This is a genomic window from Ferroacidibacillus organovorans, assembly GCF_001516615.1.
Classification (GTDB): domain Bacteria; phylum Bacillota; class Bacilli; order Alicyclobacillales; family SLC66; genus Ferroacidibacillus; species Ferroacidibacillus ferrooxidans_B.
In genome coordinates, this window is record NZ_LPVJ01000071.1 from 1 (window position 1) to 13,261 (window position 13,261).

At 50.3% G+C, this 13,261-nt stretch carries 11 protein-coding genes; 4 read left to right on the forward strand and 7 right to left on the reverse strand.

Features of this window, described 5'->3' with window-relative positions:
* Positions 1–469 precede the first annotated feature (469 nt).
* Together ATW55_RS14785 and ATW55_RS14790 are read right to left on the reverse strand one after the other, a co-directional pair.
* Positions 470–1,771 (reverse strand): MFS transporter, encoded by a 1,302-nt coding sequence (locus tag ATW55_RS14785; protein WP_067719803.1) that lies wholly within the window; start codon positions 1,769–1,771, stop codon positions 470–472.
* A gap of 78 nt (positions 1,772–1,849) precedes the next feature.
* Positions 1,850–2,491 (reverse strand): GntR family transcriptional regulator, encoded by a 642-nt coding sequence (locus tag ATW55_RS14790; RefSeq protein ID WP_067719806.1) that lies wholly within the window; start codon positions 2,489–2,491, stop codon positions 1,850–1,852.
* A 237-nt stretch (positions 2,492–2,728) separates the two neighbouring features.
* On the opposite strand from ATW55_RS14790, the gene ATW55_RS14795 reads away from it, so the two are divergent.
* Genes ATW55_RS14795 through ATW55_RS14805 form a run of 3 tightly spaced genes read left to right on the forward strand, consistent with a single transcriptional unit; the run spans position 2,729 to position 5,563 of the window.
* The gene (locus ATW55_RS14795; protein ID WP_201025003.1) at positions 2,729–3,463 is read left to right on the forward strand and encodes a maleate cis-trans isomerase family protein; all 735 of its coding nucleotides are present in this window, start codon (positions 2,729–2,731) and stop codon (positions 3,461–3,463) included.
* 12 nt (positions 3,464–3,475) lie between these two features.
* Positions 3,476–4,633 (forward strand): CaiB/BaiF CoA transferase family protein, encoded by a 1,158-nt coding sequence (locus ATW55_RS14800; protein ID WP_067719812.1) that lies wholly within the window; start codon positions 3,476–3,478, stop codon positions 4,631–4,633.
* Between the two features lie 36 nt (positions 4,634–4,669).
* Positions 4,670–5,563, forward strand: coding sequence for a hydroxymethylglutaryl-CoA lyase (locus ATW55_RS14805; RefSeq protein ID WP_067719815.1), 894 nt, complete (start codon positions 4,670–4,672; stop codon positions 5,561–5,563).
* 22 nt (positions 5,564–5,585) lie between these two features.
* On the opposite strand, the gene ATW55_RS14810 is transcribed toward ATW55_RS14805, so the two are convergent.
* Both ATW55_RS14810 and ATW55_RS16405 read right to left on the reverse strand, forming a co-directional pair.
* Complete coding sequence (locus tag ATW55_RS14810; protein WP_067719824.1) at positions 5,586–6,821, reverse strand: MFS transporter; 1,236 nt, start codon at positions 6,819–6,821, stop codon at positions 5,586–5,588.
* The gene (locus tag ATW55_RS16405) at positions 6,782–8,155 is read right to left on the reverse strand and encodes a hypothetical protein (protein WP_067719828.1); all 1,374 of its coding nucleotides are present in this window, start codon (positions 8,153–8,155) and stop codon (positions 6,782–6,784) included. Before ATW55_RS16405 ends, ATW55_RS14810 begins: the two co-directional genes overlap by 40 nt.
* A 276-nt stretch (positions 8,156–8,431) precedes the next feature.
* On the opposite strand from ATW55_RS16405, the gene ATW55_RS14820 reads away from it, so the two are divergent.
* The gene (locus tag ATW55_RS14820) at positions 8,432–10,459 is read left to right on the forward strand and encodes a hypothetical protein (RefSeq protein WP_067719836.1); all 2,028 of its coding nucleotides are present in this window, start codon (positions 8,432–8,434) and stop codon (positions 10,457–10,459) included.
* 205 nt (positions 10,460–10,664) lie between these two features.
* Here the strand turns inward: ATW55_RS14820 and ATW55_RS14825 are convergent, their stop codons facing one another.
* The 3 genes from ATW55_RS14825 to ATW55_RS14835 form a co-directional block, all read right to left on the reverse strand.
* Positions 10,665–11,006 (reverse strand): hypothetical protein, encoded by a 342-nt coding sequence (locus ATW55_RS14825; RefSeq protein WP_153005184.1) that lies wholly within the window; start codon positions 11,004–11,006, stop codon positions 10,665–10,667.
* 77 nt (positions 11,007–11,083) lie between these two features.
* A complete protein-coding gene (locus ATW55_RS14830; RefSeq protein WP_153005185.1) occupies positions 11,084–11,893 on the reverse strand; it encodes an MFS transporter in 810 nt (269 codons plus the stop codon).
* Between the two features lie 36 nt (positions 11,894–11,929).
* The gene (locus ATW55_RS14835; RefSeq protein WP_067719843.1) at positions 11,930–13,243 is read right to left on the reverse strand and encodes a radical SAM/SPASM domain-containing protein; all 1,314 of its coding nucleotides are present in this window, start codon (positions 13,241–13,243) and stop codon (positions 11,930–11,932) included.
* Positions 13,244–13,261 lie beyond the last annotated feature (18 nt).

Consider the following 13,261-nt stretch of genomic DNA (forward strand, 5'->3'; position numbering starts at 1 on the left):
GCGCCACCCACACGACTGAAAGACGAGAGTTCTTTGAATCCAGGTTTACATAAACGAGCCATGGTTCACACCCACATCGCTAAGAGATAGGCCGTTAGATGCCTTCTCGTCGATTTTTGGGGTGTACCAGAAATGTCAATAGTTTTATTGTGATTTCATAAACTTTACACAAAAATAGAGATCCAAATTTATACAGCAACTGCATAACTCATGTTTCGGCTATTGTGCAAGCAAACGAAGGTGACGGCCTTATTCCGCGTGCATGTAGCAAGCACCGCTCGCGAATCAGTACAGCGTGCTTGAGATGGATGTGACGTTGCCCAAAGGGAATTCATCCATTGAGATCTACGAGGGGCCTCTTGCCGCAAGCGTCTCGTTCATTCAGCTTACGGCGAAGAGGGTTTAAAGAGAATGTTCGTAAGGCACACCGTGGAGCGTGATCATTTCATTTAAATGATCACGCTCTATTTTAGTTGCCGCTTGTAATCACAGTTCCCTTTGTCTCACGCAGTGCGTATACGAGGATGCCCGCCAGGAGATAGGCGATTGAAGCGACGCTGATGGTTATCGCAAAACCAAACGATTTTATAAGAAAAGGGGCGGATAAAATCCCAAGGATCGCGCCAACGCGACCGAAATTAAAGCAGAATCCACTGGCTGTTGAACGGATGCTTGTTGGAAACAGTTCCGAATACCACGCGCCGAAGCCACTGAAGTAACCTGTGCCAAACCCGATTAGCGCCGAAACGATGCCTAGCCTTGTGACGTTTTGTCCAGTGAGGATGAGTTTGCCGTGCGTCAGGGGCATGTGACTCACAGTAAATGTGAAGATGGGCACCATGATTACCATGAAAAAGAAGAATAGTGCAAAGCTGTGGCGGCGTCCGATTCTTTCTGCGAGCACGCCATAGATAAGGTATCCGAGAATGCCTCCGATTCCCGTCCATACGAGGAAAATGGGCGCTTGTCCCAGATTAATATTTAAAATTTTGATTAAAAAGGTTGGTACGAACGTCATGATCATCCAGTAACCTGTCATTGCGAGCATGGAGATAAGAAATGCAAAAAGCGTGCGACGGAAAAATTCCGGTTTGAATATCTCGATCAAACTACGGTTTTTTGAATGGCTTCGCATGAATTCTTTGTTGCCAATCCAAACGGGGGATTCCTTTACAAAAAAGAGGCAATAGACAAATACGAGTAGTGCGGGAATGCTGCTAATCATGAATAGCTCGCGCCAGGCTCCCGGACTATGGTTTGAGGCGAGAATAGACCAGGCAAAGATCGCGGCAAGAAGGTTGCCACCAGACCATCCTGTCTGGAGAATGGCGAGAGCTTTCGCGCGGCTCTCTGGTTTCCACACTTCGGAAATCAAACTGGCGGCCCCTGACCACAGACCACCGACGGCAAGTCCAACAACAAAACGGTAGATGTTTAGTTGAGTCAGTGAACCTGCGCTACCGCAGAGCAGTGTTCCAACACCGTAGATCAGGATGGATAAAACGATGGTCGGCTTTCTACCGATAAAATCAGAAATATTACCAAGCAGATAGCCGCCAATGCCAGTTGCCAGCAGGAACCATGCCATTGTTCCAACGACGCTCGGTAGAGATGTGTGAAAGGAGTGGGAAATCGCAAGCATGACGAAACTGAAAATGCCAGCATCCATCGCGTCAAATAACCAAGCTCCCCAAGCGCCTGCGAGTGTCGAGTACGCTCGAGAGGAAGAAACATTATTCTGAAGCCCAATTTCATTTAAAGAGACGGCCATTGCACTACTCTCCTTTTTGAACCGCGATTTGTAATCGCTTTCTTTTGCTGTGAGGAGCTACAGGCTCCCGATTGTCTATCAAGCTGGATTGACAGTGCGATTTTCAGTGGCAGGAATATGACAGATCATCGATTCGAAGTTTGCGTTTAGATGCTGCTTCATTAAATGTTCGGCTTGCTCGCCATCACCCTGAAGAATAGCGTGATAAATCGCGTCGTGTTCGTGTGGGAGCGCTTGACGATTTCGCACAATGTCTTTGCGGCACAGGAGTATGATTGCGTGCATGCGTTCGATGAGTTGACTGATCTGGTCATTTTCCGCCGCGCGTACAATAGTTTGGTGAAATTCGGTATGCATTCGCATGATTGACTCAAAATTATTCGGATCTGCATGATTAACAAGCTCGCTTAATTGTTTTTTTTCCTGTTCAGTCATTGTCTGAGCGGCTTTTCGAGCGGCATAACTTTCGAGAAGAATGCGAACTTCGTAACAATCTTGAATCTCTTTGAGGGTGGGTTCGATTACAAATTTATTGCGAACGAGACCTTCTTGTTCAAGCCGTAAAATGGATTCTCGAACAGGCGTACGACTCACTCCGAGTTGCGTCGCAATTTTCTCTTCTGCCAATCGCGTACCAGCAGGCATGCTTCCTTCGAGAATTTGTTTAAACAGAAAATCATAAATTTGTTGATTGACTGGAATCGGTTTTTGAATCTGCAATTTTTGCCCTCCTTTAATTTGGTTCATGTCTAGTATATTTGATCAAAACTACAATTTTAGTATTCTGTATACAGAATACCGTATTATTGCATGCGGAACACTGTGTATAGTATACTTTGGATTGTAAACGTTTTCAATAAATAATTGATTGAATTGTAATTTTACATCAAATTGGGAGGTGCAATTGTTATGATGAATTATCGAGTGGGTCTTATCGTACCAAGTTCAAATACGACGATGGAAACGGAGATTCCGGCGATGCTCATGCGTCGTATGGCGGTGAACAAAGATGAGTCATTTACTTTTCACTCAAGTCGTATGCGCATGCAGCATGTATCTGTTGAGGAATTAAAAATGATGGATTGCGATAGTGACCGCTGTGCCATTGAATTGTCAGATGCAGCTTGTGATGTGCTAGCGTATGCTTGTCTTGTGGCAATCATGTGCCAAGGAAAACAGTATCATCGAATCTCAGAAAAGCGCCTTTATGAAAAAACAACTGAAAATAAATGCAGTGCACCGATTGTGAGTAGTGCCGGTGCACTCGTGCGAAGTTTGAGTGAGATTGGCGCCAAGCGAATCTCTATGGTTACACCCTATATGAAACCGCTCACACAACAGGTGGTAGATTATATCGAAGAAACGGGCATTGAAGTGGTCGATGCGATTAGTTTGGAGGTTTCGGACAATCTTGCTGTGGGACGCCTTGATCCAATGAATCTTGTGCACATCGTCGATCGATTGAAGACGACTGAAGCGGATGCGATCGTGTTATCTGCATGTGTGCAAATGCCTTCGCTTCCTGCTGTGCAGATCGTCCAGGATAAAATCGGAAAACCTGTAATGACTGCTGCAATCGCAACGGTATATGAAATTCTTAAAAACTTAAATCTTGAAACCTACGTTCCTGACGCAGGGTTTTTATTAGCGAAGAAACCATCTGCAGTTTTGGGATCATCCAATTTTTCTTAAGGAGAACGTGTGATGTCTAACGGACCACTTCACGGTTTGAAGGTTCTAGAATTGGGACAGCTCGTTGCGGCGCCTTTTGCCACGCGACTTCTTGCAGAGTTTGGGGCAGAGGTCATCAAGGTGGAACCGCCCAGTAAAGGAGATCCCATACGCACTTGGAGATATGTGGAGAATAATACCTCGCTGTGGTGGTATGTTCAGTCACGAAATAAAAAATCGATCACGATTGATCTGGGTTCCACAGAAGGTCAAGAGGTTATCCGAAAGCTCGCGTTAGAGGTTGATATTCTCGTGGAGAATTTCCGTCCGGGGCATCTTGAAGCGTGGGGAATTGGATATGATGATCTAAAAAAGATAAACCCGAAGATCGTCATGGTTCGCATTTCAGGTTTTGGACAAACGGGACCTTATAGAGACAAGCCGGGGTTTGGTTCAATTGCAGAAGCAATCGGAGGGCTTCGCTATTTAACCGGGTATCCTGATCGCCCCCCAACGCGTGTTGGGATCAGCATTGGAGATAGCATTGCCGGTATATATGGAGCGCTCGGAGCGTTGATGGCCATCTATCATCGTGATGTTCATGGTGGTCAAGGGCAATGCATTGATGTGGCTTTGTATGAAACGATCTTTTCGCTTATGGAATCGATGGTTCCTGAATACGCTCGTTCGCAAATCGTGCGCGAGCGAACGGGTTCGACACTGCCTGGAATCACACCGTCGAATACGTATGGTACGAGGGATGGTAAATTTGTCGTGATTGGGGGGAACAGCGACAGCATTTTTGTGCGTTTGATGAAAGCGATTGGGCGCGAGGATGTGGCGAAAGATGACCAATTCTCATCGAATCAGAAGCGATCAGAGCATGCGGAGTACCTTGATCATCTTATTGAGACGTGGACTCAGAACAATGATTTAAAAACAGTCCTGGAACAGTTGGATGCGGCAGCAGTACCTGCGAGTTCAATTTACTCGGTTGCTGATATGTTCGAAGATGTCCACTATCAAATGCGTGGAATGATTGAGACGGTACATGTAGAAGGACTGGGCGCATTAAAGATGCCGGGTATTGTTCCGAAATTGAGTGATACTCCGGGGAAAATTCAATGGCCAGGTCCTACGCTCGGCGCGCATAATGAAGAAATTTCCAAAAAGTATCATCTTGATTTATAAATGACCCAGCTTACGGAGAAGAAGAGGTGAAAAACCATGAGCCCAGTGATTCCCGGGTCCGTGCGCGACAATGGCAGGCCGTTGCCGCGTCAAGTGGAGATTATCGATGTGTCGCCGCGCGACGGGCTTCAGAACGAACCGGTGCTTGTTTCGGCGGATAAGAAGAAAGAGCTCATTCTGCGCCTGTCAAAGGCAGGTTTTCGGCGCATCGAGACGACGTCATTCGTTCACCCGAAATGGGTGCCGCAAATGGCGGATGCGGAAGCGATCGTAGCGTACTGCAACCAACTGGGCATCACCTATATCACGCTCACGCCAAATCTCAAGGCATTGGAGCGCGCGCTCGCGGCGGACGTACCGCAGATTGCCGTGTTCATCGGTGCGAGTAACGCATTCAATCAAAAGAATGTGAATCGCACGACGGACGAATCACTGGCCGAGTGCGAGCCGTTATTCGCGCGCGCCAAACAGCGCGGTTTGTTCGTTCGCGCGTACGTCTCGACGGTGTGGCACTGTCCGTATCAGGGAGCGGTTTCTTATGAAGAGGTCGATCACGTGGTGAAGCGGTTTGCCGAGCTTGGTGCGGATGAGATTGATCTTGGCGACACAAACGGCCAAGCCCATCCGCAAGAGGTGTTTGAGAGGTGTCAGTCGCTGAAGGAAGCCTATCCGCGGATGCCGTTTGTTGGACACTTTCACGATACGTCAAAACTTGCACTCGCCAATGTGTATGCGGCGCTGCTTGCGGGAGTCGACCGTTTCGACGCGTCGACAGGCGGCCTCGGGGGATGCCCTTTTTCGCCGGGTGCAACCGGCAATGTCGCAACGGAGGACGTGCTCGCCATGCTGGATAAAATGGGCATCCACACCGGGACTTACTTGGATGCTGAGACTGTTTCTTTTGCGCGATCGCTATCGACACGGATCTAGTGCGTTCGCTTCCCACGCGGGTTTAGTGCGCCGCGTCAGCATGTGCGTCGCACAAGTGCGGTCGCAGTAAAAAGATCGCAAGAATCGCAAAAACGGTGGAGAGAAGGCCTGCGGTCGCGAGTGCTACCGCATCTCCGATCTGCCCGCCGAGCCAGCCAAATAGAATGACGCCGACTGTTTCTGCGATGCTGAGCGCAGAGAAAAAGAGGCCGATGGTGCGCCCTTGCAGCGCTGAGGGGATGCGAAATTGCAGCACGGTCATGACACTCGCCTGTTCCATGCCCCAGCCGACGCCCTGGAAAAAGGCGAAGAGTACGCAGAGCAGAAACGACTTGGATAAGGCGATGGCGAGGATTGACAGTCCCTGGATGGGCATGTTGATCAAGAACAGCGGTACGATGGAGGACGTCTTGATCCACTTGGCGGACAAAAAGGTGACGACGAGCATGCCAGCCCCTTGCGCCGCGATGAGAATCCCGTAACCGTAGCCGCCCATGTGGAAACGGTAGGAAAGTCCCACGGAGAGAACATTGAATGCCGTCAATCCGAGGATAAACACGCTATACACCGTGAGCATGAGCGTGAGAAAGCGGTCTCGAAACGCAAACGTCAACCCCTCGAACAGCTGTGAGGTGACGTTTTTTGTTTGCGTAGAAACGGTCTCATCGCGCGGATGGGACGGCAGGGTCATCGTGGCGAGGAGCGCGACGACCTGAGTGAGTGCCGCGGCGTAAAATCCCCAATTGGCAGAGAAGCGCGCGACAATGACGCCGCTTAGCAGAGGACCGCTGATAAACGAGAGATTGAGCGCTGAACTGAGGATGGCGTTGGCGCGCGGAAGTTCGGCTGCACGCACGATTTTTGGCGTAAGGCTCGCGACGGATGTCGCCTCAAGCATGCCACCGACGGCCGTTATCGCGATGAGAATTGCGAGCATGGGAATCGAGTGAAGCTGCGCCATCAAGGCAAAGAGCGCGATGCGCGCACTGTTTGACGCGAGCATCAGCGTTTTTTGATTCATGCGATCGGCGAACACGCCGGAAATCGGCGTTGAGATCGTAGAGATCAGCAGGCGAGCTCCAAGCACCAACCCCGCTTGTGCCAGCGAATGGCTGATGAGATAGACGATCACAGGCAAAATGGTGAGTGCGATCTTGCCGCCGAGCGCAGAGAAGCCTCGGCTTACGGCAAGTGTGATGGCGATGCGGGTAGGCGATGTTAGATGCCGGGTGTGTTCCAGTCCAATGACTCCTTCCACTGCGCGAGAATCGGCGCGGCTTTCTCTTTTTCGGCAGCAGCTGTCTCTGCGACTACTCTTGCGCCAGCCGCAAGATGCACCCACGCCTGTTGGGGCAGAGTTGAACGCTGTGTCTCAAGGAGGAGCCCCCAGAGCATCTTTACATTGTGAATCGCGTCAAATGGTCCGGATGTAGTCAGTGCGATCTCCATCAGACTGCGCGCGAGAGAAACGGCGTCGCCGCCTGAGCGAACGAAGTTTCCTGCCGCCTGTGCCGCCTGCAGTCCCTCAGGGTCACTCAGCACAATGGTTCTGACTTCGTTAAGATGGAGTGGCTGTCCTTCTACGGGTAAGGGTGTCCGCCACGCATCCCTGTTTTCCTTTTGTCGTCGCGCGCGTGAACTCGACAGGGCGAGGGTTCCCGCCAAGGCGCGCAGGGTTGCCGGCGTTTCCTTGTCGGACAGGAGATCAAGCGCACAGTGCACGCCGGTGACTGCGTGTGCGTCAAAGCGCGTCCGCCGCAGCCAATCGGATGATGTCAAAGCGATCGCTTCATGGAGAGTGGCGCCACTCGCACCTGATGCGATGAGATCGAGCAGGACGTCCACCTCTTGACCGTACTCCACTTCGGTGAGTTGCTCGATGGCGCGCGCAACGAGCGTCGCATCTGCCTTTCCTGCTTCCGGCCAGTGTGGAAGGAGACTGAGTTTTTCAGAGATGAACTGGGTATTCGGACGCGAAGCGAGATACTGCACGGCAGCGCGCAAGAGCGGCTCGGCTTCGCTCCATCCGTCGGTGTCGTCAAGCAGTTGACAGGCGCGATGGACCATGAGCAAGCGGTGTTCGTTCTCAGGGTATTGGCGCAGCGCGGCTTCTGTCAACAACCAGCGGATCTGACTTCCCATGGCCTTGAACAAGCCGACCACGCGATGTTCCGATTGCAGCGGCCTTTGGCCAGACTCGACATCTTCGATCCATGCCCGCTTTGATTGGTCGAGTGTTTCTTCCATGACGGGTTTCATCGCCATCAGTCGATACGGGCCGTAGTTTGGATGTTCGAAGAGTTCAACGACGTAGACAGCCGTTTGCAAGAGCGCCAAGTCCTTAAAGTGTGGCGAGAGGATGGACGATGCGCGTAGCACGGGGCCTCCGTTAAACGTGCCGTGACCGATGAATGGACCGTGATGATCAATGGAGCGCGCAGAGGCGAGCGCAAGCAAACGGTGGATAGCGCCGTCAGACAGTCCACCGGAGCGCATGGCGCGAATCCACGGGAGGATGGAATGGGGAGAAAGGTCTTCGATTTCACACAGACGCTCAAGCGTTTTTGGGTTCCAACGATAGGTTTGATGCATGGGTTAAAGCCTCCATTTTCTGACTTTCGTTTTGTCTCTCTCCATTGACCATAACGCAGGAAAGGTAGATTCTCCATACGCCATTGGACGTAGGCTCGTGCAAATTCATCTTTTGTGCGGTGATTTGCGTATCTGATCGAACGCAGGCGGTCGTCGCGGCAGCGCGCTGCGGCTGGCTGACGATGGAAGCGGATGAGACACCTTGATGGTGTAACCGAATCGCCTTGTCGTTCGTCTTATCCGTGGATCGACGGAATGAAGAGAGGTTATCATGGGATGCTCGTGATCGATAAGAAAAAAACCGTGGCGTTGATCGCCCTTGCGCTATGCGTCGGAGTACTGCCTTCTGCAGTCTCTTTTGCGCAGAAGTCCAACGTGTTCTCACATCGTGCCGTCGCGCGTCCTCTACAGACAGGCTGGCGCTATGCGCCACTCACGCCGCAATTCGGTGCGGATGCGTCCATTGCGGGACTTGCGAACGTGCGCGGGCAACTCCAGGTGACGGTGAGTCACCATGCCGTTTCGGGCAATGGCTCTTTGATCACGACGTATCGAACAGCACTCTGGAAGGAAAAGAGTGACTCTTTCTCTGTTCCTGTCGCGACGAAAGATGCCCCCAAAGGATACCATGGCCTATTCCAACTCGTGTTTCCTACGACATTCCCCATGCATTTCAATGTTCAATCGGTCAAGATTGAACAGGGGACAACGTCGGCGTCACACCCCGTTGTCGCATGGCCAAAAGCGATCCCGCTCTACGGATCTGGGCAGAATCCACAGAGCGCAGCTCCCGGATCGCTTGATAATCAAATTATCGGACAAAGCGGTGCCTGGCTTTGGGTCGCGCTAAAAGGCCCGCAGCTTCCGCCGCTGTATCCAAAACAATATCCGCTCATCGTTGGCTTTCGCCACTGGAATCGACTTGTCGCGTTGAACGTCCAAACGGGGGCCTACCGATTGTTCGCCATTCCGCAAACCTACTCGCTGTATCAAAGTTCATGGGGTGTGGCTGTGCCAGCTTTTGCGAATCTCGGTGCACAGGTAGCCATTTCGGTGGGCTCCTGGATCGGAATCTTTCCGGCAGATCCAGGAACAGGTTCCTCCGCTTCGGTCGCTTCCCCCATTCTTGTTGCGGCGCCAAAGGCGAGCCTCGCGCGGCGCGGGAGTGAGGCGCTTATGGACTTGAAGTTGCTCGACTGGCAGGAGATCAACAGTTTGGCCGCCTACTGGAACAGCATCATGGGCAAACAAGTGCCTGGTATGCCGTTTTATCGCAATGGGCAGGCGCCTGTTTCGTGGAACACTGATCCGGTCGTCTTCAATCACGCCGCACTGCCTTCCGCACTCACGTGGGCGATGGAGTATCCGTTTGTGCGTGGGAGTGTTCAGGATCAAGAGCGCACGCGGTTGGAAAGCTCGATCATCGCGCTGCTCACCAGTCGATTGAACGGCTACGCATGGTCGGCCGCGGGATACTCCTATGCGAGTGAACGCAAGGCGTTTGCGAATCACGCTCCGCTTTCGTTGCCAGGCTATGTGGTGAAGCAGGGCGTGTACTGGCCGATACGACCGAGTGTGTTAGATCTTGGCGCACCGCCGCTGCCCGCTCGTTTTTCTTCCTATTCGGAGTTCGCACAATCGGTTGGCACGCTGCTTGGCACGCGAGCGACGATTCCTGTGTTGCTTCCGCAGGATGTGGCAAAAGGGCAAGCAGCAGGTGGACTGAACCCGCCGCGTGGGGTCTATTTCAATGTGCAGGATCGGGTGGATGGCGGTCAGGTGCCTGATGGGTATTCAGTGACCGTTTCCTTTGGACCGAAGCTTCCGGCAAACTCGCCAAAGATCAACGCGGGAAACGCAGAGATGCTCTATTCGCTGGTGGGTGTGCCTGCTGGTGCAGCTCTGCCGCAAGGGATGCGTTGGCCCGCACATGCGTCTTTTCCCGGTAGTCGCGCGTCGCGTGTCCGGCTTGGTGCAGGCGTTGTCGGCACCGTCTGGACGGGTGTGTACCAAGGTGCGCAAGCAGAAGGTGTCACGTGGCGGCAGGATGGGCTGACGTGGATCATTCCGCCGTCGAGTTGGCGTTCGGTTCATCCGCTGGCGGATGCGCGCGCGCAAGTCACACAGCTGGCGCATCTGCACTTTCTATCAGGCGCAACAGGTTTTGGTATCTTCGGGTATGGTTCAGACGCCCCGTCACAAGTGGTGCTGCACACGTTTGGTGCGACGTATGCGCTTTACGCGACAGGCTGGCGCGCGGCGAAGTTTGCATCCTTGATGAACGGGGTCAGTGGATTTCAATAATACAGTTTGTGTTGAGTGTATTTCGGGTTGATTCCTCCCCCTTCTCGTATTTTCCAGACAAATCAATGCTGACCGTTCCTTTTTCACGATACCTGCAATCCATGCTTTTGAATATTTTGAGCCATACCTGAATCTTGTTCAAACTCTCGCGGATGGAACCCATGAATTTCGATGTCGAAGGGCGTTTCCAAGTTATATAGGTCAACTATTCGCAGGAATCTACACTTGCATCAGCGATATTGCTGTGCAATGAAGAGAGTAGGGCAAATGGTATGGCGATGACTGTAATCAGCGCCCCAATCAAGATAACCTGCTTAATATGAAGTACACTTATTAACAAAGACGACATGGCCACAGAGATAAGACCCAGTCCCTTGGGAAGAACACTGACAACTCCAGAAATTCTTCCTTGTAATCGTATAGGCGAAAATTTTTGAACCATAGTCCTGTAGGTAGTGAAAAACAGAGTAGTACCTACAGCCAACATGCAAATTCCAATAATTAACTGAAATATACCGCCTGCAAGAGCGTAGATGACATTTCCCAACGAGGCAGCAACCATTCCAACCCAGACCAATTTGTATGTAGACAGATGTTTTGCCATGTAAATGTTAAAAAGAGATGCTAGGAAGTAGCTACTCCGCCAAATGAAACGACCACAGAAAAGAGGAGGGGGGAAAGGCCAATGCCCTTCGTAATAAATAATACCTCATTTGCGTCAACAATCGAAGAACCAAATGAGAAGATTGAGTTTGTGACCATTAAAAGCAAGAGTACTGGAGGCAAAAGTCTCCCGACCCCAATCAGTTTGCCTATACCCAACTCCCTGCTGCTTACCACTGACCGCGTCTCCGTCTCCTCAGTGCACTCTGCCATCTGTAACTTCTCGACATGCTTTCCCACAATAAAGCCAACGCAAATTGCGGAAGCAAGAAACGTAAGTGACTGTAACCAAAATGCAAAATTAATGCCAAAAATGAATAATGTACCACCCAACATAGGCCCTACAACCTGTGATGATGACTGGATTGATCCAAGGACTGAATTGATTTTATAGGTTCCCTTCGCTCCCCCAAGTATCGTTATTAACGGATTCAGAGCTGCTCCAGACAGTGCTGAGGCCGATGCAATTATTACAATAACGACAAAGATAAGTTTTGAATTATACAATAGCGGAACGAAGGCAAGAATTACCATCCGCGAGAGATCAGCGATCAGTATACTTTTTCTTATCCCGGTTCGGTCAGCGATAGCTCCCATGATTGGTCCCATCACAACCAAGGTGATACTATCAAAAAACCAAATCCACGGAATAAATGAAGCGTGTGTTCTCGCGACCGCAAGACTCAATGCAGTTGTAAATACCCAGTTTCCAAATGTTGAGGCCAATCGCCCTACATATAATATTGTAGTAGGGGGGACGTTATACTTCATATTAAATCCCCCCTGAAACACTACTCGCGCGCCCACTTATATGATTGCTCCCAATGCTCTCTTAATATGTTTTTTTACGGGTGGGCATGGACTCTCACCTGAGCGCATCCGCTCTAATGGGCAAGCGGCACCTTGACATGCAGGACGAAAAAAACAGCGCTGACAGTTATGATCCGTTTCCTCGTTTTGATGTACCCACAAATCGAACTTGTCATTATTGACCATCAGCGTTCCATCTTGATTAAGAAAGCCGACACGATTGCGATCGTCGTCCAGAGCAACAGTGCATTTATGCAATGCCCCTCCAGAACCAATTACGAATGACCATGGTTTGGCGGCGTAGCATACACTTCCTCCGGGAATCAACCCCTCACTCAACAGTGGTGCTGAGAAACCGATGCTTCTTGCTTTATCAAATAAATTATAGCGTTCCTTGAGAGCGTCAGACTCGCTACATACGGACAATTCATCATCATTAGGTCCTCCCCATCTTCCTACTGCTTGAAAGAATGGGGAGAATCGATTGTCACCTTGGAGCAGATCAAATAATTTTTTTATGAACAGTTCCATCCCGGTTAAGCTATCTGGCGTAAAGTTAACCCGAAGGGTGACCCTAAAATCGTAGTCTGTGTGGCTCATTTCAATTAAATTATGCACAATCGTCTCAAAGGTACCTCCGCCGTACCTGAGCACGCGATTTCTATCATGATTATCCTTTGATCCGTCTACGGTAATCTGGTAATGACGTACATTACACTCGATCAGTCGAGCGAAGAGCTGAGGGTTAAGATTGTATCCGTTTGTAGTCATCCCTGATCTGAATTGAACATTATTAATCTCACACATTCTCTGAGCGTGTTGCGATATTTCGAACACAACATCGGGAGCTTCAGTTGGCTCTCCACCAAACCATGAAATTATCAAATTGTCGAGATGAGTACTCTTTTGAGTAATAAGATTTTTAACCCCTTCAATTACATTGGGAGCCATTTGACCACGTTTAAATGACTCGTAACAATATTTGCACCGAAAGTTGCATTCCTCTGTGGGCAGTATAATCAACTGCATCGATTTATCATCATTAAAATACTCTTGGTGAAATTTTTCGGCCTCAGTTAACTCGTCCATTTTGGAATTCACAAAATAGTGATTTTCAATTAAGGTTCGACCAACTTCCGTATCCTCAAGCACATGGCATGGTATATTTTTTTGCCGAAGTATTTCCTCCACATAAGCCCTATTCTCTTGGTCTACTACACCAATTGCTCCAGAAAGACTATTGTACAGAACCAAGTCACCGTTGGATGATTGACTTCGTGCATTAAATCGTGACGGCTTGAACGAATTCATTTTTCTCATCTCCCTGTG